19 protein-coding genes are annotated in these 23,641 nt (G+C 64.7%); 4 read left to right on the top strand and 15 right to left on the bottom strand.

The window, feature by feature from the left end:
- Positions 1–12: 12 nt before the first annotated feature.
- Positions 13–858 carry a hypothetical protein gene (locus tag BFAL_RS01750; RefSeq protein WP_152973472.1) on the bottom strand — a complete coding sequence of 282 codons (846 nt, stop codon included), beginning with the start codon at positions 856–858 and terminating at the stop codon, positions 13–15.
- 33 nt (positions 859–891) lie between these two features.
- Between BFAL_RS01750 and BFAL_RS01745 the strand changes: the two genes are divergently transcribed.
- Together BFAL_RS01745 and BFAL_RS01740 are read left to right on the top strand one after the other, a co-directional pair.
- A complete protein-coding gene (locus BFAL_RS01745; protein ID WP_055426725.1) occupies positions 892–1,311 on the top strand; it encodes a (deoxy)nucleoside triphosphate pyrophosphohydrolase in 420 nt (139 codons plus the stop codon).
- Between the two features lie 127 nt (positions 1,312–1,438).
- Positions 1,439–4,873: a DUF3427 domain-containing protein gene (locus BFAL_RS01740; RefSeq protein WP_082440260.1), complete on the top strand. Its 3,435-nt coding sequence runs from the start codon at positions 1,439–1,441 to the stop codon at positions 4,871–4,873.
- A 152-nt stretch (positions 4,874–5,025) separates the two neighbouring features.
- On the opposite strand, the gene BFAL_RS01735 is transcribed toward BFAL_RS01740, so the two are convergent.
- Complete coding sequence (locus BFAL_RS01735) at positions 5,026–5,358, bottom strand: putative heavy metal-binding protein (RefSeq protein ID WP_055426723.1); 333 nt, start codon at positions 5,356–5,358, stop codon at positions 5,026–5,028.
- 140 nt (positions 5,359–5,498) lie between these two features.
- On the opposite strand from BFAL_RS01735, the gene BFAL_RS10895 reads away from it, so the two are divergent.
- Positions 5,499–5,729, top strand: coding sequence for a hypothetical protein (locus BFAL_RS10895; RefSeq protein WP_152973471.1), 231 nt, complete (start codon positions 5,499–5,501; stop codon positions 5,727–5,729).
- Between the two features lie 65 nt (positions 5,730–5,794).
- Here BFAL_RS10895 and BFAL_RS01730 read toward each other — a convergent pair whose 3' ends face one another.
- The 9 genes from BFAL_RS01730 to BFAL_RS01690 all read right to left on the bottom strand — a co-directional run bounded on the left by BFAL_RS01730 (position 5,795) and on the right by BFAL_RS01690 (position 18,026).
- Positions 5,795–7,426, bottom strand: coding sequence for a peptide ABC transporter substrate-binding protein (locus BFAL_RS01730; RefSeq protein WP_055426722.1), 1,632 nt, complete (start codon positions 7,424–7,426; stop codon positions 5,795–5,797).
- A gap of 58 nt (positions 7,427–7,484) precedes the next feature.
- Positions 7,485–8,873, bottom strand: a complete 1,389-nt coding sequence (locus tag BFAL_RS01725) for a lanthionine synthetase LanC family protein (RefSeq protein WP_055426721.1) — start codon at positions 8,871–8,873, stop codon at positions 7,485–7,487.
- A 409-nt stretch (positions 8,874–9,282) separates the two neighbouring features.
- On the bottom strand, positions 9,283–10,317 hold the full coding sequence (gene msrA / locus BFAL_RS01720; RefSeq protein WP_082440259.1) for a peptide-methionine (S)-S-oxide reductase MsrA: 1,035 nt from the start codon (positions 10,315–10,317) through the stop codon (positions 9,283–9,285).
- A gap of 35 nt (positions 10,318–10,352) precedes the next feature.
- The gene (locus BFAL_RS01715; protein WP_082440258.1) at positions 10,353–13,013 is read right to left on the bottom strand and encodes a bifunctional lysylphosphatidylglycerol flippase/synthetase MprF; all 2,661 of its coding nucleotides are present in this window, start codon (positions 13,011–13,013) and stop codon (positions 10,353–10,355) included.
- 101 nt (positions 13,014–13,114) lie between these two features.
- Entirely contained in the window at positions 13,115–14,545 is a 1,431-nt protein-coding gene (locus BFAL_RS01710) for an alpha/beta hydrolase (RefSeq protein ID WP_055426735.1), read from the bottom strand.
- 699 nt (positions 14,546–15,244) lie between these two features.
- Positions 15,245–15,796 (bottom strand): Hsp20/alpha crystallin family protein, encoded by a 552-nt coding sequence (locus BFAL_RS01705; RefSeq protein ID WP_055426719.1) that lies wholly within the window; start codon positions 15,794–15,796, stop codon positions 15,245–15,247.
- A gap of 270 nt (positions 15,797–16,066) precedes the next feature.
- Positions 16,067–16,393: a hypothetical protein gene (locus BFAL_RS01700; RefSeq protein WP_055426718.1), complete on the bottom strand. Its 327-nt coding sequence runs from the start codon at positions 16,391–16,393 to the stop codon at positions 16,067–16,069.
- A gap of 105 nt (positions 16,394–16,498) precedes the next feature.
- Complete coding sequence (locus BFAL_RS01695; protein ID WP_082440257.1) at positions 16,499–16,873, bottom strand: acylphosphatase; 375 nt, start codon at positions 16,871–16,873, stop codon at positions 16,499–16,501.
- A 214-nt stretch (positions 16,874–17,087) separates the two neighbouring features.
- Entirely contained in the window at positions 17,088–18,026 is a 939-nt protein-coding gene (locus BFAL_RS01690; protein WP_055426717.1) for a DMT family transporter, read from the bottom strand.
- 108 nt (positions 18,027–18,134) lie between these two features.
- Here BFAL_RS01690 and BFAL_RS11490 point away from each other — a divergent pair, with 108 nt between their 5' ends.
- Positions 18,135–18,644 carry a hypothetical protein gene (locus BFAL_RS11490; RefSeq protein WP_236691619.1) on the top strand — a complete coding sequence of 170 codons (510 nt, stop codon included), beginning with the start codon at positions 18,135–18,137 and terminating at the stop codon, positions 18,642–18,644.
- 185 nt (positions 18,645–18,829) lie between these two features.
- Here BFAL_RS11490 and BFAL_RS01680 read toward each other — a convergent pair whose 3' ends face one another.
- From BFAL_RS01680 to BFAL_RS01660, 4 genes are read right to left on the bottom strand one after another with little or no spacing between them, the layout of a single operon-like run.
- On the bottom strand, positions 18,830–20,017 hold the full coding sequence (locus BFAL_RS01680) for a toxic anion resistance protein (protein WP_236691618.1): 1,188 nt from the start codon (positions 20,015–20,017) through the stop codon (positions 18,830–18,832).
- A gap of 46 nt (positions 20,018–20,063) precedes the next feature.
- Positions 20,064–21,173 (bottom strand): substrate-binding domain-containing protein, encoded by a 1,110-nt coding sequence (locus tag BFAL_RS10535; protein WP_082440256.1) that lies wholly within the window; start codon positions 21,171–21,173, stop codon positions 20,064–20,066.
- The gene (locus BFAL_RS01665; protein ID WP_236691617.1) at positions 21,170–21,877 is read right to left on the bottom strand and encodes a hypothetical protein; all 708 of its coding nucleotides are present in this window, start codon (positions 21,875–21,877) and stop codon (positions 21,170–21,172) included. The genes BFAL_RS10535 and BFAL_RS01665 overlap by 4 nt, the downstream gene beginning before the upstream one ends.
- Complete coding sequence (locus BFAL_RS01660; RefSeq protein WP_055426715.1) at positions 21,877–23,589, bottom strand: VWA domain-containing protein; 1,713 nt, start codon at positions 23,587–23,589, stop codon at positions 21,877–21,879. Before BFAL_RS01660 ends, BFAL_RS01665 begins: the two co-directional genes overlap by 1 nt.
- Between the last annotated feature and the right edge of the window lie 52 nt (positions 23,590–23,641).

Genomic DNA, 23,641 nt, shown 5'->3' with positions numbered 1-23,641 from the left:
GTCAACGGACCATCAAGCCATGTCGTCCACCCAGCTGATCGCGTAGTCGAAGGCCGCTTTCGCCGCCCGGAAACGCCGGTAGTGCTCGGATGCGTAATCACCGCGCGGGATTCCTCGCCAATCGAAGGTGACAGGAATACTGCAGGGATCGCCGCGCAACATCGCACGCATTGTTATGGCATCACGTTCGACCATGACGGCGACGGCGCGATCCGATTGACATACGGAAACGATGACGGTCGTACCGTCCCATCCAATGATATCGATGCTGGGATGTCCGTATAGCGCGTAATTGAGCCCGTCTTCGATCGCGGCGACGATGTGCCAAGCCGATGTCAGAGCATCCGATCTCCCACGTGTTACTCCATGTCGCATCATCAGAGACGGTGGAAGAGTGCACGATCGCACGTAGTCGATCGATTGCGCGTCTGTCCAGCAGCATGCGTCGCTGTCGGTATCCTCTTCGAGGCTTCGGTCGATGAGATACGACATCACCGCAGGCTCATTCCAATACCGAACGGAGCATTCGTCGATGCAGCCGTTCTTCCACGCCATGTAGCGCTCACGATCATCGCCTGCAATCATCTCGAACGCTGCCTCACTGATGAACGTGCCACCATCGAGCTGATAGCACTCCTCTTCCGGGTGAATCTCACGATTCCGATACTGCACCATCGCTTTGGCGTATAGCCGATCATCCAGCTCACGCATGCGTCGCTCTACATCCGGCAGCGCGGGGATAACGACTCCCGATGAATCAGTCTGTGTCATATCGTCCAGTGTGATCGGAGCATCCGGGTTATTGTCCCGCTCATGGCAGGATCCACAGGCGATCCACGATCGCTGCACAATCGTCACATCAGCGTCGTCGGCGTTGTATCCTGGTGAGCCATGGAGGCACCAAGCAGTCCCAAAATCATCAACGTCGTCGGCGCTGCGATCGTGCGCGACGGCACAGTGCTGTGCGCACAGCGCGGCCCCGCCAAGTCACTCGCCGGATATTGGGAGTTCCCCGGCGGCAAAATCGAGCCTCACGAAACGCCACGGCAGGCGTTGCACCGCGAGATCGAAGAGGAGCTGCTGTGCGAGGTCGATGTCGCGGAAGAAGTATGTACCAGTGAATACGCCTATGATTTCGGCACTGTTCGCCTCACCACGTTCATCTGTCATCTCACCGCCGGCACGCCTCGGCTGACCGAGCATACCGATATCCGATGGCTCGCACCCGATGCGATGCCGCAACTCGATTGGGCTCCGGTCGACCGCGAAGCCGTCGCCATCATCGCGGCGAAACACACGCTGACGCGATAACGGCAGACTCCCGCCTGCTGTCGATGCGTGTCTCCCCTTCACGCGCGACGAGTCACGACAGACCACAACACGCACCACAACACACCACCCCCACCAGCACAACCAGCACAGTCAGGAAAACAGCATCATGGCAGACACGCATCCAGCCCCGGCACCCACCGGTCTTACCCCCATCTGGATCCCGGATACCGCAGCGACGGCGACAGCCGTATCTGCCGCGTCAGCAGCGGTGTCGACGCCCGAAGGCGAGGCGAGGCACTCGGTGCTCGAAGGAGCCATCTCCGGGCTCATCGGGCCGCGCGCGGACGCTTCCGACAGCTACAAACCGACGTTGATCTCCAACCGTCCCGGCGGCCCCAGCATGCACGACCAGCTCAGCGACGCCCTAACGAACAGCGACGCCTTCGACATCTCCGTCGCGTTCGTTTCCGCCGATGCCGTCATGAGTCTGTTCGAGGATTTCCGCAGGCATCGGGACAATGCGATAGCAGCAGCCAACACCGCTGCCACGACCGGCACGATCGCCACCACAACCGTCGACGCCCCCACGACAGGCGACACCATATCACGCCCCAGCCGCCTCATCACCTCCACCAAGAACCATTTCAACGATCCGCGTGCATTCTGGGAGCTGCTGCATCTGCAGCGCATAGCGGGCGTGGACGTGCGCGTCTGGGAGGGTTCCGGCGCATCCTCCACCGCCACCCAGGGCCAACCGTTCCATCCGAAGGGCTATATCTTCACGCGCCGCATGCGCAACGGCACCCCGTATTACGACCTGTTCGTCGGCAGCTCGAATCTCACCGCCGCAGCGCTGAATACGCAGCGCGAATGGAATCTCAAGGTCTCCTCCCTCGCGGACGGCGAACTGGTCCAACAGGTGCGGGAGGAAATAGACTCGCAGGTGGCTGATTCCGTGCCGCTCACCGAAGAGTGGATCAGGCAGTACGAGGAGGATTTCAAGAAGTACGCGCCGCCACGACGAGACATTCTCAAATCGTTGGAAGGCCGCGACATCCAGCCAAATGCCATGCAGCGCGAAGCATTGGAGAATCTCAGAAAGCTTCGCGAACAGGGCGAGCATCGTGCGGTCATCGTCTCCGCCACCGGCACCGGCAAAACCTACCTGTCCGCGTTCGACGTGCGCGCCTGCAAGCCGAAACGCATGCTGTACATCGCCCAACAGCAGATGATCCTCAAGGCGGCGATGAAGTCATACCAGAAGGTGCTCGGCTGCGACGAATCCGAGCTCGGCCTGTACTCCGGCAACAGCAAACAGCATGACCGCCGATACGTGTTCGCCACCGTGCAGACGATGCGACAGCCGGAAGTACTGGCGAAGTTCGCCTCCGACGAGTTCGATTACATACTGGTCGATGAGGCACATCATGCCGGTGCCGAAGGCTACCAGCGCGTCATCGACCATTTCAAGGACGCCGATTTCATGCTCGGCATGACCGCCACACCGGAACGCACCGACGGTTTCAACATCTTCGAACTGTTCGGGCACAACATCGCCTATGAGATCCGCCTGCAGAAGGCGTTGGACGAGGACATGCTCTGCCCGTTCCATTACTACGGCGTCGCCGAATATCTCGGCACGCATGACGCCACGTACACGGACAATCAGGGCCACACGCATACGGTGAGCCAGCGGCTCGGCGTCGGCGGCAACGACGGCGGCAGCGACGGCAACGGGCTCAGCGTAGACGAGTCCGGTCAGCTCAAGTACGAGATCGCGCAGCTCGCCAGCAAGGAGCGCGTCCGCTACATCATCGACAAACTGCAGGAGTACGGACAGTTCAACCTGCCCGTCACCGGTCTGGTGTTCTGCAGCAGGCAGGAGGAGGCCCGCGAGCTGTCGCGCCTGTTCAACCAAGAGTGGAACCAGCAAGCGGAACGCCACTACCAGACCGCCGCGGTGACCAGCACGGATGAGAACGGCAAGCCCGTATCACAGGAGCAACGCGACGCATACGTGCAACAGCTTACGGAAGGCAAGCTCGATTACCTGTTCACCGTGGACCTGTTCAACGAGGGCGTCGACATTCCCGCCGTCAATCAGATCGTGATGCTGCGCAACACCGAATCCAGCATCGTCTTCACCCAGCAGCTGGGCCGCGGCCTGCGCAAGTTCCCACATAAGGACAGCGTCGTGGTCATCGACTTCATCGGGAACTACGCCAACAACTTCCTGATCCCGGTGGCCCTGTACGGCAACACCGGCGACCGCGACCGCGCGCGCAAGAACCTGCAACGCAAGTCGATCGGATTGTCGTCCATCAGCTTCGACAAGATCTCACGGGAACGCGTCTTGAAGTCATTGGACACCGCCGACTGGTCCGAGATGAAGAAGCTGACGAAGCAGTACCGGATAGTACGCTACGAGCTCGGGCGCATCCCGATGCTCATGGACATCTACGCCTATGATCCGTCACTGCCGTACACGTTGGCATCAAAGCGCAACAACTATCTCGACTTCGTGCGTTCGCGAGAGAAGAGTCTCGGCGGCGGCAAACGCGGCGGGGCGGGCACCGCACAGTCGTTCGCAGACCAGCTGGAACCGGTGAGCGCAACCGAGGACGCGATCCTCAAGATGGCGACGGAGCTGTTGCTTCCGGGATTGCGGCCGCAGGAACTGGTCATCCTCGACCGGCTGTGCCGGTTCGCCGACGAGCGACTGACGGACGAGACGCCGTCCGACTGGCACGCCACCGGCACAATCACCCGCGAAACACTACTCGACGCGATCCGCACCGCGTTCCCGCAGGCCGATTCGTCGGAAGCGCAGTTCGACTCCGCCATCAGTGTGCTCGATTACTCATACTTCACCGGCCCGAATCGCAAACGTTTCGGCGAACAGCCGCTGGTCGAAACCGTGCCGGCATCCGACGACGAATTCAACGGCGGCGAGCGCGGCCGACGCTACCGTCTGACCGACCGTTTCGCCGCGTTGCTCGCCGCGAACCACACGTTCCGCATTTTCTTCGCGGACACGTTGCGCACCGGTCTGGCGAACTGTCGCGACATGTTCCGCGAGGCGGCCGGCAAGCGTCGCACATTCGACCGCGCGTTCCTCTACGAAAGCAAGTATTCGATGGCGGACGTCATGCGGCTGTGCGGGTGGAAGAAGGAGAACACGCCGCAGAACGTGGGCGGGTACCTGCTGGACAAGGACACCAACACCATGCCCATCTTCGTGAAATACGCGGCCAGCCAGTACGAGGATGAGTTTCTCAACGCGCAGGAGATGAAGTACTTCAGCAAGAACGGTCGCACGCCGCAATCGCCGGAATTCCAGTGGGTGCGGGAGGGTGCCGGACCGGACGGGCAAGGCGGACCAGACTGGGAACGCACGCATTTCGTGCCGCTGTTCGTCATGCGCAAAGCCGAGGAGGACGACGGCAAGTACTACTACGTGGGACACGTCACCGCGTTCGACCACCCGACCCTCACGACCAAGCCGAACGCGGCGGGCGACGGCACGGTGAACGTGACGCTCTCCACGCTGCGCCTGGCGCGCCCGCTCGACCCGGAGCTCTACCGACACCTGACGAGCTGAGCAACGGGAATTGAGTACTTTTTCTCAGTCATTGAGTAAAAATACTCAATGACTGAGCATTTTTCTGTGTCCAGCGGGAGAGCCGCATAGCCATCGAGGCCAAGAGCGGACGCAATCGAGTAGGTCGACGGCGAGAACGCCCAAGCCCTCGTTCAGGCCTTGCGGGCGAGTTGGACGGCCGTGCCGGAGGCGGTGACCATGAGCATCGAACCGTCGGCGCCAAGCACCTCGTAGTCGATGTCCACGCCGACCACGGCATGCGCACCCAACGCCTCCGCACGCTGCTGCATCTCGGCGATCGCCTCGTTGCGCGCGTTCGTCAGCTCCTCCTCATAGCCCTGGCTGCGTCCACCGAACATGTTGCGGAAGCTCGCGCCGATGTCCTTGAACATGTTCACGCCGGCGACGACCTCGCCGAACACGATGCCCTGATAGCTGGTGATCGCATACCCGTCGACAGACGGTGTGGTGGTGACGAGAATCATAACGGCCTCCCTGACGCAATGACGAGGTACTGACAACGCAATAACGACGCAATAACGACCGACCGGCGGAAACCCGCGGCCACCACCCAGCATACCGAAACGCAGGGAAGACGCCTCCACGCCCGGGTACACACAGCGGCATGCGCGATCTCTACAAGTACTCGAAACCCTACTCCGGCAAGGATCCTGAACTTGACGACGGCGATGTGTTCAAGGCGTTCGCACCTGTACGTTGGGTAGAGGGAACTGACGCCGGAACCATTTCACAGGTCACGCCACAGTCCCTCGATGAAAACAGCATCACGCCCGCCGCCATCACCGCGCCTGCGGCGAGCGCCCACCCATTGAGGGCGGCACTCGCCGCACGTTGACGGTATATTCCGCCGCGACCGCTGCAACCCAGCCCAGACAACCCAGCCAACCGCGCCAACCCGGTTCAGCTCTTCGAAATGGCCCAGAAGGTCGGGCTGCTGTCCCAGTTGAAAGCGACGCCCTTGAGGTTCTTGACCGTGGCGCTGGTCGCGTTCGTATTGTAAAGCGGGATGGACGGCAGGTCCTCGAGAAGGATTTCCTCGGCCTGCACGTAGAGCTTGTTCGCCTCATCGGTGGACGAAGCGGCCGAAGCCTTGGCGAGCAGGTCGTCGAACTCGCCGTTGCTGTACTTGCCGTAATTCCTGGCGCCTTGCGAACTGGTCGCGTAGATGGGCGTGAGATAGTCTTCGACAGCCGGATAGTCAGGGCCCCAGATGTCGTGGTAGGCAGTGCTGATCTTGCCCGCATACGCATTGGTCAGATATTCCTGCTGAGTGGGGATGGGCGAGGTGGACGCGTCGATGCCAAGCGTGTTCTTGAGCTGGTTCACGATGGCGTCATAGGTCTCCTTGTAGGTGCCGTCCGCGTTGTATGTGATGGTGAACTTCCCATCCCACTGGCTGATGTCGTTCGCCTGATCCCACAGCTTCTTCGCCTCGGCCGCATCATAGCGCAGCACATCGGAGCCCTTGAGGCTGCCGGAATACGGCTTGAACACCGGCGAGGCGAAGTCCGTGGCCGGGCTGGCAAGACCGTTCAGAATCTTCTTCGTGATCGTGTCGCGGTTGATGGCGAGGCTGATCGCCTTGCGGCGCAGCTTCCCCTCCTCACCGGAGAAGTGCTTGAGATTCTCGGGAATGCCGAGCGCCACCCGCACGGGGCCGGGCTCGCTGTACGCCTTGACGGTCTTGTCATTGAGCAGGTTCTTCAACGCGCTTGGCGGAATGGCGCTGGTGATGTCGAGGTTGCCGGCCTGCACGTCGGCGTACTGCGCATTCGTGTCCGTGTACATCTTGAAGACGATGCCGTCGTTCTTCGGCTTGTAGTAGCCCGTGTAATACGTGTTCGGCACGACATCGATCTGGCTGCCATGCTTCCAGGATTTGAACTTATAAGGACCATTGCCGACCGGGTTCTGGCCGAAGCCCTTCGGATCCTTATAGAAGGATTCCGGCAGCGGGTAGAATCCCATGAACGTCAGCACGGTCGTGAAGACCGATGACGGTTCGTTGAGCGTGATGGTGAAGTGCGTATCGTCCTTGACGGACAGTCCGGACAGCTGTTCGTCGCCGTTCAGACCGTCCTTCTGCAGGTCGTCGTACCCCTTGATATACGACAGGTATCCGGCGTTCTTCTGCGCGTTCTTCACGTTCGCCGTATAGGACCATGCCTTGACGTAGCTTTCGGCGGTGATCGGCGTGCCGTCGGAGAACTTCAGTCCCTTGCGCAGCGTGACCGTGTACTGGGTGTTGTCGCCGTTCGGCTCGATCTTCTCGGCGTTTTCGTTGACGATGGTGCCGTCGGGCTTGGTCGCCACGAGACCAGTGAACAGGACGCGATTGAGGACAAGCGCGCCGTTGCCCTCATTGGTGTTTCCAGGCACGAGCGGGTTCTGCGGCTCGCCGATGCCGAAGCTGATGACGTTCCCGCTCGCGGCGGTCGCGCCCGCGTCTGACGTGGTGCCGCAGCCGGCCAGCATCGTGGCCGCCGCGACGATCACCACAGCCGTACGTATTGCACGTATTGCACGTATCATGTCTGTTTCCCTTCTGTTGATGTGCTTCCCCGATACCCTCCCCGATTGCCGTAGTACCTCAGGCGGCCCAATGGGCGGGGAACGGGTCGTCGATGAACCGGTCGAGGGTGAAGTCGCCCCGTTCCATCATGAAAATCTCCGTCAGCGCGAGGCCGATGCCCGCGGCCCCGCGGAACAGGCTGTGCGGCCTGGTAATATCGTCGGGCTTCTGCCTCCAGAACGCGATGGGCCAGTCGGCTCGGCCTTCGCCCAGATCCTCCTTCATGCCGAGGATGACGTTCCCGCATCGAATCGCGAGGTCATGCCACCGCGATTCGCCGGTAGCAAGGTACAGGCCGACGAAATAGTGGACCAGTCCCGCATGGCCGCAGCACAGCGTATCGATATTCCATAATCCGCGGGATTGGTGTTCCGGCGCGCCCACGGCCTCGAACCCGTCGGCGAGCGCGACGAGGAACTCCGCTGCCTCCTCGTCGCCGGTGAGCTCGTGGAGCAGGAACGGGAACAGACCGGTTCCGGCGATGCCATGGCAATGCCCCAGAGGGAACAGGTCGCGCTCCTCAGGCCCGAGACTCCTTGGTATGAGCACCCCCTTGGCTTGGGGGACGGCGACCGACCGCAGGTATCGCAATTGGTCGAAGGCCGCGTCGAGATAACGCCGTTCGCCGGTGAACTCGTACAGCTTCAACAGGATGTAGCCGCTGCCCGCCGCCCCGAACTCCCAGTTGGGCATGTTGTGCTCCATATGGAAGACGACGCCTTCGACGCAGAACGTGCCGCCGAAATGGCCGTCGAACACCAGATGGCCGTTACCATCCGGCTTGCCTTCACTGAGATACTGTGCTCCCGCGCGGCGAACCACCTCGAGAATCGTCGGATCATCGAGATACCGGCCGAGTGCAAGGAGGAACAGGATGATGCCGCCGTCCTTCACCCATGCCGTGTTCCCCGTCCAATAGGGGCCGTGGTCGCCCTGCTCATAGTGGAGCAGGTATCGTTGCGCGAATCGACGGGCGGCCTCCGTGTAAGTAGCATCATGGAATACTGCGGCGGCCTCCAGCAGCACAAGACCATAGCAGCTGTCGAATCCCTCCAGCATCGTGACGGGGGCCGCCCCGACCTTGCTCCTGATCCAACGGGCGGCCTGCCGGGCCGTCTCCCAGTGCCTCGAATCCTGCGTCACACGGGCGAGCTGAATGTAGAAATGCAGGATGCCGGCCGAACCGTCCGCATACCCGGGGTTCGGGGCTTCACCGCCGACGCCCTCCCAGTAGACGCCGTCATCGTCTTCACGCTGGAAACCCGCGATGTAGCGTTCGGCCTGTAGGGCGACGGCGAGCCATTCATTCGGGGTTTCCGCCTGTTTGATCGCGTACGGCTTGCCGACACGGAACGACCACTTGTCGTCCCCTGTTCGTCGCTCACCCCTGCCGTTCACGATGGTCATGCGTACATTATGGCCGTTCTAAGGACCCGGCACAGCACCCTTCCTATACGCATTTCTTGGTGCCGGTTATCGGCCGCGCAGTTCGAGATGTAACCTGTGCGGTCCGAGGCACAACCTGCGCGGTCCGGTCGCGAACCTGCGCAGTCCGGTCGCGAACCTGCGCAGGGGGTTCCTGAAGAACGGGCCGCACTGAGATTCCCGAAGCCTGCCATACCTACCCAAAAGCCCGGAAACAAGCCATTCTGCGATTCGGCGGGGAACGCCGAATCAGCGCTCTTCAGCAAGTAGGTGCGCAGGTTCGTGCTCCCATTGCGCAGGTTATGCCTCGAACTGCACAGGTTCACGCCTCGATCGCGCAGGTGGGCCTCCCTACTGCACAGGTTCGGCTCCCCATTGCGCAGGTTCGCCCTTAAGCCTCCTGAGTTCCCTCAGCGGCGCCACCGTCAACCGCCGGAATCCACTCGGCGTAGCCTTCGGCTTCCATCCGCGAGCGCGGCACGAACCGCAGCGCGGCGGAATTCATGCAGTAGCGCAGCCCGCCGCGCTCTGCCGGACCATCCTCGAACACGTGGCCCAAATGAATCTGCGTATCCGCCGTGCGGATCTCGATGCGCGGGCGCCCGGGCACGCGGTCATCCTCGTGCTCGGTGACGAGGTCGGCCTTCAGTGGGCGGGAGAACGCGGGCCAGCCGCAGCCGGAATCGAACTTGTCACGCGAGGAGAACAACGGCTCGCCGCTGACCACGTCCACGTAGATGCCCGGCTCGAACGTGTGATCGTACTCGTTGACGAACGGCCGCTCGGTGGCGGCGTTCTGGGTGACCGCGAACTGTTCGAGCGTCAGATCCCAAATCCGCTCCACATACTTCTGGCGGCGCTTCACGTTCGCGATCGCAGCGAACGGGATGTGGCAATAGCCGCCGGGATTGTTCACGAGATAATCCTGATGGTGCGCCTCGGCCGGGTAGAAGTTGCGCAACGGTTCGATGAGCACGGCCGGACGCTGCGGCTGGCGGTCGATGAGCTGTTCAATCGCGGCGATATACACGTGCTGCTGCGTTGCGTCCGTGAAGAACATGCCCGTGCGGTACTGGCGGCCTTCGTCATTGCCCTGTCGATTCACGGCGAACGGGTCGATGACCTCGAGGAACAGCAACGCGAGCGTGCGCAGGGAGACACGCGCGGGATCGAAGGTCACCTGCACGGTTTCGGCGGCATCGGTCGAACCCGAGCACACCTGTTCATACGTAGGGTTCTCCACAGTGGATTGCGCATAGCCCACCGTGGTGTCCGTCACTCCGTCCACGTTCTGGAAGTAGCGTTCCAGACCCCAGAAGCATCCGCCGGCGAAATAGGCGGTCTGTGCTCCGGCGCCAAGCCCGGCAACGGCCCCGTCGGAAGTCCCGGCGCCAAGCCCGGGATTGTTCACATTCACATCACTCATACGCCCAAGACTACCGGCGCCCAAGACCACCCGGCCTACCTGTGCAGTGCCCGGAGCATGCCAGCTATCTCGCCGGCCGTGACGGACGGCACGTAGGCGTGCGTCACGGCCAGCCCGATCTGCGCGAGCTTCGCTGCGTCCGGGTAGCACACGTACACGGGCTCCTCGCTCGGCTGGAACTTGCGTTTGAAGTTGAACAGCGAATGGAATCCGTAGGCGGGCTCCATCCAGTCCGCCACGAGCTGGAGCGCGTGCTGCAGCACTTCCACACCGGCGTCCATGCGCCCGTCGCCTCCGGGCAGCGTGTTGTCGCGTTCCGGGTTCATGCCGGCCAGCGGCGCGGCGGATAGGCTCATGAACTCGACGGCCTCCCCGGGCGCCGCCTCCCCCTCGTCGCGCAGCCGTTCGGCCATGCGCGCGATGAGGAACTCCATCACGCCGTTCGGGCTGTCGGGCCGGTGGCGCATGAAGTCGAGCGTCCACCCGACGATCCGCCCGTCGCGCCACGTGGGCAGCCAGCTGGTCACGCCGAGCACGAGCCCGTCCGGGTCGATGGCGTACAAGAGCCGCACGCGCGGGTCGCGCAGCTCCTCGACGCCGCCCAGCGTGAACCTCATCTCCGGCAGCGCCTTGCCTTGCGCCCACTCCTCGGAGATGTCGTCGATCTGGTCGCGCACGTCGAGCGGCGCTTCGAGGAACGTGGAGCACACGTCGGTCACGCCTTGGCGTTTCGCCTTGTTGATGGCGGTGCGGATGTCCTGCCACTTCTTGCCGGTCGTCTTCCACTGCCGCGGGTCGACGACCATCTCGCCGCCGACTTCGATGGAGTGCCATCCCATCGCGAGCAGACGGTCGCGTTGCGCGCGGTGCACGGCGTAGAACGCGGGCGTGAGCGAGCGGACCGCGCAATGCCGCGCGAACGCGACCAGGTCGTCGTCCCATTCGCCGGGGTCGCCGAACGGCCCGGTGCAGGTGAGCGCCACGCCGCCCCACACGCGGTAGGCGACGGCCGACCGCCCGGAATCGGACATCCAATACTCGTTGCCCTCCCACGTGGTCATGAAGCTCATCGACTCGCCGCCGGCCTCGACGAGCCGTTCGGCGCGGGCGCGCGCACGCTCGTCGACGGCGGTCACGTCGTTCATCCACCGCACGACGACGACCAGCACGACGATCCAGAACGCGAGTCCCACGACCTGGTACACGACGGACGCGAGCGGCGTGACCGGCATGAACGCGAGCCGCACGTGGCTCAGGAAGCCGATGGGCAGGAAGCGGCCGGGCAGTTCGGCGAGCAACGTCGCGGCAGTGGCGTGCGGTGTGAAATCGGCAGGACGCGCCAGGCCGTACAGCAGGTACACGGCGACGCACGCGAGCAGCGCGAGCAGGATGGCGCCGATGCCGCCGGCGAGCCGCCGCCAGCCTACGCGCACGGGGAAGTGCCGCAATCCGACGAGCAGCGCGACGGCGAACGCGAACGGCGGCAGCGCGTTCGCGACGCACGCGGCGAACGCGCCGTGGTCGGCGAGCGAGACGAGGCCGTCCGGCGCGACGCCCAACGGCACGATTACGTAGTAGGCGACGGCGATGGCCGCGGTGACGAGATTGACCGCCACGGACAGCAGCGCGGCGAACCGGCGTCCGCGGTACAGGCCCCACGCGAGCACGAGCGTGACGGCGGTGGGCAGCAGCGAGCGCAGCACCGCGCCGGGCATCGACGTGCGCAGCAGGTCGAACTGGAGGAAGCAGTCGGCGCGCGTGCTGCCGGCGATGCAGTGGGCGAGCGTGGCGTCGTTGGGGTCGAGCGGGCTCATGATGAGTCCCAGCGTGCTGAGCGGGCCCGCGTGGCTGTGCGAGGTGATGGCGATGACGGGGCCGAGCGCGAGCACGACCGCGATGGCCGCGTACAGGCGGCGCGTCTCGTAGGAGGTGCCGCGCAGCCAGTGCCAGCGGGTGTCGACGACGCCGGCGGCGATGTCCAGGTCGGTGTCGGCGGTGTCGATGGCGCCGGTACCGGAGCCCGGGTCGGTGTCGGGGCCAAGCGGTGTGGCGGCTTCCACCTTGTCGAACGCGCGGAAACGGCGTTCGCGCTGGCGCAGGAACGCGCCGGCCGCGTGGCCGATGACCGCGGCGGCGAGGATGCAGTATCCGCCGGGATTGCCGCTGTACAGGAGCGTGACGGCAATCGCCACGTAGCCGACGAGCCGGATGCGTTGGCGCCACAGGTGTGTGCAGTACGCGCTGGCGGCCATCAGCGCGCCGACGGGCAGGGTGAGCGGGCTGAGCACGAAGCGGATGCGGTCGATGATGCGCGTGTCGTGCAGCAGCATGCCGGTCGCGCCGCACAGCAGCAGTCCGACAGCCACGCCGCCGACCGCGCATATGGCGGCGATGCGCACGGTGCGCGCGCGACCGAGCCAGCGTTCGGCGATGGACAGCATGACGAGCCACAGCAGCGCGTCGATGACGAGCTGGACGACGCCGCGGGCGAGGAACAGCGAGCACAGCAGCCTGCCGAGGTCGAACTCGTCCAGGCTGGTGCGCAGCCGCAGCGGGAAATCGAGTCCGGTGACCGCCGCCACGATCCACGCCACGACGTTCACCGCGGTGAACGCGAGGGTCGCGCCTATCGCGAACCGGTGTGCCCGGCCCCACCGGCGCGCGTCGTCGGCGAGCGCGCGCCAGGCGGGCGACATCGCGGATGCCGCCGATGATGCAGGCCGTCGGGGGTGTTGGGACTGCTGAGTGTGTTGGGGTCGCTGGGGCTGCTGCGGTCTCTGGGATTGCTGAGGCGTCGTCATTCCTGTACCTCCACTTGCGGGTAGTCCTTGAGTTCCTTCGTCATCGCGCCGAGTCCGGTGCGCGCGCCGAACCAGTCGACGCCGGGCCTCCACACGGCGGTGACCGCATGCCAGTCGTGGCCGGTGCCGGGCACGACGATCTCGGTCACGTCGTCCATGCCGGCCTTGCGCGCGGCCGCGGCGATCGTGCGCATGTTGCGCAGCGATTCACGGTCGCGCACGCCGGCGCCCGCGAACAGGGCGAGTCCGCGTGCCTCGGCCGGGTCGAGCGCGGCGAGCGCGTTGACCGGCACCTGCGCGTCGTAGTCGGCGCGGCGCCCGCGGAAGTAGTTCTTCGTCATCTCGGCGACGGTGCCGTTGGTGGGTTTGAGCTCGCCGTCGACGGGCAGCATCGCGCCGTACAGGTCGGGATGGCGCGGCGCGAGCTGCGTCGTGCAGGTGCCGCCCTGCGAGAATCCGCCGATCGCCCACATGCGTGCGTCGTGTGCGGCGGGCAGACGGCGTTTCGTCCAGTCGACGACGTCGCGCGTGATGTACGTTTCGGCGGCGCCCTGCGAGGTGTCGGCGCACAGGCTGTTATGCGAGTCGGCGCCGTTCTGGTCTGGCACGACGACGATCGGCGCGAGGCCGTCGTGCGCGGCGGCGTAGTCGTCCATGATGCGCGCGATGCCGGAGGCGGCGATGAGACGGCCCGGCGAGCCCGGCTGACCGGCGAGCAGCTCCATCACCGGCAGCCGCGGCGGGGTGGCCGCGAGCGCCGCCGGCGGCAGGTAGACCATCGCGCGGCGGGCGTGGAAGTGTGAACGCGTGTTCGGGATGTCGGCCGTGACGATTGTGCCGGCGGCGGGCGTGGCGGGCAGGCGGCGAGTCCGTGCGCGAGACCGCCACTGCGCGACGGTCATGGACGCGCGGTGGATGGCGATGTCGTCGATGGACGCGTACGGGCTGTAGCCGACGAGGCTGCCGATGGTCTGGTATTCGCCGTAGATCGCGTCGACCCTCAGCGCGGTGGTGGCGAGCGTGAGCGGCACGAGGACGGCGGCGATCGCACGCAGCGTGCGGCGGGCGGCGGTGCGGGGTACGCGGCGGCGGTCCGCGACGACGATGGCGGCTACGAGAAAACCAAGTCCGGCGAAACCGCATGCGACGGTGATGATGACCGGCCAGCCGAGCGAGACGCCGAACGTCAGGAACACGTCGGAGAGGAGCCAGGTGACGATGAGGCCGATGACGCCGGAGACGAGGGCGGCGAGCAGCGGGGCGATGGACGGTTGTGGTGTGGGGGACTTCTCGGTGGAAGATTGCGCGGCACTCCCTTGGGCGCGGCGCACGACGAGCGGCAACGCGACGAGCAGGGTGGCCGCCGCAATCGCGGTCAGCGAGTAGACGACGACCGGAAGCGGGCCATGGACCAGCGACATCTGCATCAGCCATGACGATGACGCTTCAGCGGCGGTATGCATGCCGGCATCCAACCGTATGCCGGTGCTCATATTCATGATGACGCTCAAGACGAATCAGCTTCCTCTCCATTCGACTACGCGCATGATAGACTAACGCGCGCTTTGCGAAAGCTGGGAAAATCCCATGAATCTCACGGCGAGTTCCCATGAATTCCCATGATTCGAGCAGAATTCCGATAACGGCTACCGGAACCGCCACACCAACCCTCTTGGGTGCCGGCCCATATAACGCGGAAGGGCCGGCGCATGGAACTGAATCCATGCGCCGGCCCTTCTTAGGCTTGGCATTGTTTCCGCGTCGCCCGTCTACTCAACCCGTACTGTATAGGGCGTATGGGATGGGCGACGTATGAACGAACCAGACCAGTCGGCGTACCTCCGGGTGCCGGCGATCACAACGTCGGTCACCGGCACTATGAACCAGCCTAGTCGTTCTGCAATCCCGAATCACCACACCGATGCGAGGGCGGCGAATTGCGCGCACGCAACCGCGATTACGCCGAACTGCCATAGGAAAGCCGGAGGCTGCGCTTATAACGCGCCGTCTCCGGTCCTGCAATCATGGACTCGCGCCACGCGCGAGACCCACACCTGCCTTCGCTCGGCTGCCGCCTCGCTCAGGCTGACGCTATGCGAAGCCCACCGGGCTTCGCATTTAACGCGTCAGCCCTCAATCGCGATCTGGTGCTTGGACTCGACTTGCGGCTGGGCCTGCATCTTCGGAACCTGAATGCACAGCGTGCCGTTGTTGTAGCTGGCGTGGATGTCGGATTCCTTCACGTCGTCGCCCACGTAGAAGCTACGAGAGCAGGAACCCATGTAGCGTTCGCGGCGCAGCCAACGACCCGACTCGTTCGTGCCGCAAGCGCACTGTTCACCGGACTGGGCCGACTGACCCTGAGCATCGGCGGAACCCGAAGCGTTCGCGGACTCCGGGGCTTTCTCCTCATGCTCGCTGCTGCGCGAGGCGGACACGGTCAGATAACCGTTGTTCAGCTCAAGCTTGATGTCGTCCTTCTTGAAGCCCGGCATATCGATGTCCACATCGTAGCCCTTGTCGGTCTCACGCACATCCGTGGTCATCATGTTCGCCATCGTGTTCGCCGGCATCATGGAGCCCATCTGGCTGTCCATGTTGCGCCAACCCTCAAAGAACGGGTCATCGAACAGATCGGAGAACATCGTGTCATTCATCAAAGCCGGAAACATCGCCATAATCGGTACTCCTTACACATCAAGGAGGGAACCGGCTTGGCTACCGTCGCCGGATACGTTCGCGGGAAACGCTCGCCGCACGCATATCACGCGCGCCGCACGCCTCTCGTGGCGAACGTACCCGGCAACGGATATCGTTGCCGGTTCCGGAACCCCTCCCGGGGCTCTCACCTTCGCCTTTCACTTCACTCAATTCCCGCGCGGGCGAAACATTCCGGGATTTTACCCACAGTGAAATCCAGCGGAATATCAAGGGAAAACGGCGGCCGCCTACCGCAGCCGCGTCTCCTTGAGCGCGGCCTTGACGGCCCACTTGGTCAGCACGTACTGCGCGTAGCTGGACACCACCACCAGCGCGGTGGTCGCCGCAAGCGACACGATGCCGGCGACCACGTTCGCCTTGCAATCGGCCGGCTCGCCGTTCCCGGCACCGCCCACGGCGAACAGTTTGAGCATCGGGCAACGCCGCTTCACCGGGCACGCCGGAGCGTCCGGTGAAGCATGGTCCGATGCGACGGCACCTGCGGCCCGCACATCCGACGCAACGGCCTCTTCCGGTTCCTGTGCAGCCTGTTCGTTGATGTTGATCTCAGCCATGACAACCCCCTTGTTCCGCAATGACCATATCAATCGCGGCGCGTTCGCCGCGTATCACCCAATATACCAATGCGCGCCCGCGTCCGGGCGGGGACGAACCGGGCGTCAGGCATCGGCAAGCACACGGAAGCCCGGCTCCTTCGCACGGCCGGCAAGGCGGCCGCCAAGACGATTGCCGGAACGCGCCCCCGAACGATTACCCGACCGACCATCCGGCTCGAGCTCGTCCACGGCGACGTGCTCGACGTGAGCCCATCGGGGGCCGGTCTTCAATGCGCTGACCAGCTGGGCGATGGCACCACGACCCCCTTGCGCCTCGACCTCCACCGAGCCGTCATAGCGGTTGCGCACCCATCCCGAGATGCCGCCGATGGCACGCACCCGTGTCACGACGAAATAGCGGAATCCCACGCCCTGCACCATGCCCGTCACCACGGCATGCACGCGAATCACATCGGCGCAACCCTTGTCGTCATCCATCAGTGCACCTCCATTTTCATTGCCATCCTCTCACGGCGCATCTCCATCACCGCGCATCTCCCCCGCGCCCCACGCACCACACCACGCTCTCATGGTGCGGCAACACGATCCCTCCATAACCCGAGAAATAGCCGCTTCGGCCACCGCACCATGGGAGATAAGCCGGGGGTGGGAGACGGAAAGAAAAAGAAAGGGGGATAGGGAAGGAGCACAGCTACCGGATCAGGAACACCATGATCAGGATGAGGACGAATCCGACCAGGTCGGTGGGGGTGAACACGGCGCCGAGGAACATCACCGAAGACAGCGTCGCGGCGACCGGTTCGACGGTGCCGAGCATCGTCGCCCGCATCGCCCCAATCCGCACCACGCCGGCGAGGAACAGGCCGAACGCACCGAACGTGCCGAACACCACGGTGAACACCATGAGCCCCCATCCGAGCGCGTCGAACGTGGGACCGCCGGACCACGGCCGCGCGATCGGCAGCAGCACGACGCCGGAGATGATGAACATCACGCCGTTGACCACCATGTTGCCCCACCGTTGCACGAGCCGCATCGGCAGAATCGACATGCCGCCGGTCGCGGCCGCGTCGACGAGTCCCCATATCAGGCCCATCAGCGGCAGTTTCAATGTGGAGAGGTCGCCGCCGGTGGCGATGAGCACGGTGCCGACGAACGCGAGCACCACGCCCGCGCTTTCGCGCGTTCCGGGGAGGCGCCGGTCGCGCAGGCAGACGAACAGCAGCACGAACAGCAGGTTGAGCGTTTGGAGCACGGTGGCGGTGCCGGCGTTCGTCCAGCTGATGGCGGAAAGGTACGCGACCTGCACGAGCAGCACGCATGCGAACGAACAGTAGAGGAACTGTAGGTACGATGACCGGTCGCGCACCGCGCCGACGACGAGTTTCGGCGTGCGCACGCCGGCCGCGATGAGGAACAGCACGCCGGCGAACAGTTCGCGCATGCAGGCGAGCCACAGCGGTTCGACGTGATACGCGCCCATGAGCACCTTCGACACGGTCGCGTTGCAGCCCCACATCATGCCGCCCGCCAGCACCAGCCCGGCGCCGACGAGCAGGTCGCGCGGCGTGCGTTCGAACGTCGCGCGCCGCTTGCGTGCCGCGCGAACCGGCTTCTGCTCTTCACTCATGGTTTCCAGTATGGCACCGCGCGCCGCCCGCCGGTTCCCGGCGTACGAGCGCGGACGCACGCGCCGTGCACGTATGACGGGCGACGACGCCGGCCTATGCTGGTGCGTATGAACGACACGTATGATTCGCATGATTCCGATACGCCGGTGAAGAAGACAGCGAAGACGCCGATGAAGACGCCGCCACACACCTCCGCCGACGATTCCGCCGCCTCGCAGGCATCCCAGGTGACACGCACGACCGGAATCCCCACGCCCGCGACGCCCGCGGCTTCCAAGCCCGCAAAAGCCAAACCAGCGATGCCCGCGAAGCCGGCAGCAACCAAACCCACGGCCCCCAAACCCGCAACACCCGCCGAGGACGGGCTCAAACCGGTGAGCGCGAAGTCGCGCAACATCACCATCGTGGCGACCGTGATCGCGCTGATCGTCGTCTTCCTCGCGTTGGGCTTCTTCGTGCACTGGGGACTCGCGGCGATCTTCGCGATCATCATGGTGCCGGGCGCGATCTCGATGGCGATCATCGCGCGTCACCCGGAGAAGACGGGCGGACGCAGCATGCTCGGCGTCTCGAATCCGGACACGCTGCTCGAACCGTTCACCGGCAAGCGCAAGTAGCGCCGCGGGTACCCATTCCAGCGGATGGGCGCCTCCCGCGGCGACTCACCCGCGACAACCCCTCACGCGCCGTGCGCGCACGCCCGTTCCAGCGGCACACGCCTCCCGCGCGGGGCGTGCGGCGCCGCCCTTCCCGGCACCGCACGGCACACCACACGGCACGACCGCCGCGCCCCGCGCTCCGCTCACATCGAGCGCGCGTTCTCCAGCAGCGCGTTCTTCAAGTCGGATTCGAGCTGACGCATCTTGACCTGCGCGGCCTCGCGGCTCGCCTTGCCCTGCTTCTGGATCTGCACGGTCTCCTTGAGCGTGGCGATGAGCTCGCTGTTGATCTTCTCCAGCGTCTCGATTTCCACCACGGAACGCTGGTTCGCCTTCTCCGCGTCCACGGCGCCCTTGTGCAGGGCGGCGGCGTTGCGCTGCAGCAGCTTGTTGGTCACGTCGTCGGCCTTGTTCTGCAGTTCGAGCGCCTTGCGCTGGTTGGACAGGCCGAGCGCGATCACCATCTGCGACTTCCACACGGGGATCGTGGTGGAGATGGTCGTGTCGATCTTGTCGACGATGGTCTGGTCCGCGTTCTGGATGATCTTGATCTGCGGCGCGGTCTGCAGCGTCACCACGGAGATGCGGTCGAGGTCGTCGAGGCGCTTCTCGAAGCGGTCGAGCTTCGACTTGAAGTCCTTGAGCAGCTGCGCCTGCATCGGATCGCCGCTCTTCGCGGCCTCCGCTTCGAGCGCGGGCAGCTGCGTGGCGCGGAAGTCGGTGAGCGCCTTCTTGCCGGCGAGCACGGTGATCTTCAGCTGGCGGTACTGCTGCGCGTTCTGCTCGTACATCGTGTTGTACATGGAGATGTCGGCGACGAGGCGCGACTGCGCGGCTTCGAGTTTGGTGATGATCTCGTCGATCTGCGAGTCGACCTTCTGGTAGCGGCGGCGCAGCTTGTCGATCGAGACGGCCACCTGGCCGAGGATCGGGACTTTGCGGAATCCGCTGAGCTCGGCCTCGTCGATGGTGACGAGCATGGTGCTGAGCAGTTCGCCGGCCTCGCCGGTGTCCTTGGAGCGGGTTTCGGAGAGGATTTCGTCGGCGAAGGTGCTGGTGGCGCGCTGCGCGTCCTTGCCATAGCTGGATTCGATGCCGTCGCGCGTGAAGTCGATCTGGTCGGCCATCTGCACGATGGTCTGCTGGTCGGCGGCGGGCAGTGCCGCGATCTGCTGGTCGGGGGTGAGCTGCGCGTTGGCGACGGCCTGCGCGGCGGTGGGGACGAGTTCGCCGTTCGCGGCGGCGTCGCCGGGGCCGTTGAGCCCGGCGAGCGCGGGGTTGGTGACGGCGTTGCCACCGGCGAGGTCGGCGAGCGAGATTTGTTTGGCCATGATGTGGTCCTTTCGGTGGGTTGGGTTGGAGTGGGCGGGGACAGCGTCACTGCGGCTGCGGCGTCACTCCTTTGAGCGCTTCGATCAGCTCCTGCATGGCTTTGTTGCCGGGCAGTTCGGAGACGGCGGGCACTTGGTCGAGCGTGCCGTTCACCTTGAACCGTTTGATGGAGTCGGTGCCGGTGAAGTTGGCGGCGCGGAACCCGTGCTGCTCCCATGCGAGTTTCTGGATCGCGGGGGACTTGAGCACGCCGAGCAGTTTTTCGCCGTTCTCGTCGAGCGCCATCAGCGTGTGGGTGCTCCACACGGTGGGTGTCGGGTACACGATGACGACGTCGTCCTTGATCTGTTTGAACGCGTCGGGCTGGTTGGCGGCGAGGTCGAGGATCTGCGATTCGTAGCCGACCATCATCGGCTTGGATCCGACGCCGAGCGTGAGGAACTGGTTGAACGCGTCTTCGGAGGAGGTTTCCATCCATCCGGATTTCGCGAAGATCGACTTGATGGTCTCCTTGTCGCGGGCGAGCGATTCGGTGGTGGCGGGCTGCCCGCCGTTGAGCACGTTCGCGATGAGCGCCGCGTATTCGTTGCCGGAGTTGGATTGCACCGGGTCGGTGGAGTCGATGCGGAACTGCCCGTAGCCGGCCGCGTAGCCGACGTCGGCCCAGGTTTTGTCGTTGGTCATCGCGTCGATGGCCTTGGCCATGTCCATCGAGTAGACGCCGTCCGCGTTCTTGCTCATGAGCCCGCCCGCGACGAGTCCGTCGGCGACGGCCTTGTGCGTGTACAGCACGATCGGCGAGTTGAAGACGATGTCGCTTTGCGTGGCCTTCACGCCCTGCGCGGCGCCGTATTCGACGGCGGCGCGGGAGGAGGGGAACAGGTAGTCCATGCCTTTGGTGTCGGCGGTCATCATCGCGAGGCTGCCGGCTTTGCGGTAGTCGACGTCGAGCCCTTGCGCGGCGGCGGCCTTCTGGAAGTCGGGGTCGTCGAACAGTCCGATCTTCTCGCCTCCGAGGTAGCCGTTCACCTGCACGGTTTCGATGGGCCCGGCGGGTTTGGGTTGCGCCTGCCGCCAGACGAGCGTGCCGCCGATGATGGCGACGATGGCGAGCAGCGCCACCAGTCCGATGATTTTCGATTTCGAGAGTTTCATTGCTTCAATCCCATTTCCGTGGTGTGCGGTCCCGTTCCCACCGTTCCGGCTCCCGGCGCCGCGATGCGCGCCGCGGTGCCGTTCGCCGTCGCGTCGTCGGTCTGGTAGCCGTCCATGCTGGCGAGACGCTGAATCGCGTCGGAGTCGGCCGCGATGCCGAGCGTCTTCGTGCTGACGGCGCGGCTGAGTTCGCCGGCGGCGGTCCGTTCGAGCACCTGGAGCGCTTCGATGGTCTCGCCGCGCGCCTTGGCGGTCTGGTCGTGCGCGCCGGACGATTCGACGTCCACGTACGAGCGCAGCAGTTTCTGCGTCTGTTCGCCGTACACGGTGATGTAGTGACGCAGGATCGCGTATGCGGAGGTGTCTTTGGCGACATAGTCGATGAGGCTGCGCGTCGCGGCGATGAAGTCGTCGGCCTCCTTGCGTACCAGCGGGTCCTGCACCTGTCGGGAGAGCATGGTGATGGCGTTGAGGCGCGTGTTGGCGGCGTCGATGGCGTCGGCGGCCTTCTGCCCGTTGGGCAGCGCGCTGGCGAGCATGTGGCCGATGCGGCGCTCCGGTTCGGTGAGCGTCGAGCCGGCCACGTAGCCGAGCGCGGCGAGCGCGAGCGATACGCCGAGTCCGACGATTCCGCCGCCGGACACGGCGAATCCGAGCGCGGCGAGCACGCCGCCGGCGATGATTCCGCAGATGATCTGAAGCATCAGTTGAATCCCTTGACGGTACGGAAGACGGTGGCGAGGTCGCCGGTGCGTCCGTCGAACACCTTCGCGTTGGACATCTTCGCGAGCGGGTCGAGCTGGGCGGAGTCGGCGTCGCCGAACATGATGGAGAAGATCGGCACGTCGAGCTGCTCGTCCTCGTACTGGGCGATCGCGGCGTCACGGTTGTCGACCTGCGAGCGCCCGTCGGTCATGAGCACGATGGCGGTGGTGTAGTCGTTGCGCTGGGAGGCGTCGGGCAGCTCCTTGTACGCGGATTCGAGACCGGCGTAGATGTCGGTGCCGCCGTCCGCTTCGGTGACTTGGGCGGTGTTGAGCAGGCTGCCGGTGGAGGCGCCGTCGGCGCGCACCGGATCGTGCGGGAGGCTTTCGAACGGGATGAGGATGTTCACGTCGTGGCTGGCGGGCTGGATGTGCGTCAGGGCGGCCTGGGCCGGGTCGAGCGCCGCGTTGAGTCCCTTGACGACGCCGTTCTTGCCGTCGCCGCTCATCGAACCGGAGTAGTCGACGACCCACACGGTCCAGCTGGGCTTGCGCAGTGCGGTCTGGTACACGTCGAGCGCCTTGGTGATGGTCTTCGCGGCGGGCAGCGGGATGGTCTTCAACGTGCTGGCGTCCGTGTTGATACCCCATTCGGAGCGGAACGCCCGCTTGACCTCGCTGTCGGAGGCGTAGGTGAGGGCGCCGCCGAGGCCGGTGCGGCGGCCGGCGCGCTCGAATTCGATCTTCGCGTCCTTCGCGCGCAGGGCCTTCGCGAACGCGTCGTACGCCTTGCGCTTATCGGCGCCTTGGCCGCGGTCGACATAGCCGAGCGGCGAGTCGGATACGGCGATGCCGTCGGACGGGTAGACGGCGAGGAGCGGATCGTGGCCGTTCTTTTCGAGCGACTTGTTCGCCTGGATGACGAGGGACTCGTAGTTGACCATCGAGTCGAAGCGGTCGGGGCTGGCCACGACCATGTCCTTGAGCCAGTCGGAGGAGCCGGAGGAGCGGTCCACGCCCTTGAGCAGCTGCGCGACGGAGGAGGTGAGCGCGTTGTCGGACAGGTCGGCTTCGGTGATGGGGCCGGTGCCGCCGCGCAGGGCGGTCATGAACGCGAGGTAGGCGGAGGCGCCGGAGTTGGATTGCGTGGCGGAGGTCATCGAGAACTTGAGGTCGCCGCTTTGCACTTTGGCGAGCACGTCGGCGGTGGAGACGGGGGTCGTCTTGCCGGATTCGTCCGCCCAGCCGAGCTGGATGGCCTTCTTCCGGGCGATGCCGAACACGATGGGCGTGGTGGAGGTGCTTTGCGCGTCCTTGACGAGATGCTTGGTGTCGCCCATCGAGATCCACATCGAGGAGGCGGGCCAGACGGCGTCATAGTTCTTGGCGCCGGTCTCGAGCACGTTCATGATGTCGAGGGAGCCCATGTAGTCGACGGTCACGGTCACGCCGGAGGCGTCCGCCGCGTGCTGGATGGCGGTGGCGACCTCCTTGTTCTCCGATCCGGAGGCGATGCGGATGTCGCCGTTGGAGCCGGATGCGGGCTTGAACGTCTGCGTCGTGCCGCCATTGGCAGTGGAGGACGTGCCGTTGCCGGAGGATCCGTTCGCATTGTCGGAGGTTGACGCGCACCCGGCGAGCATCATGGCGGCGGCGCAGATCAGCGCGGCCGCGGCGGCGATTCGACGGCGAAACCCAACTCTAGTGTTCATGCTTCCATTGTCGAACGGCGTTCTTTCCCTACCGGAATCGCCAAGCGACATG

The organism is Bifidobacterium aesculapii, assembly GCF_001417815.1.
Taxonomy (GTDB): domain Bacteria; phylum Actinomycetota; class Actinomycetes; order Actinomycetales; family Bifidobacteriaceae; genus Bifidobacterium; species Bifidobacterium aesculapii.
This window is presented reverse-complemented; position numbering and strand designations above follow the sequence as displayed.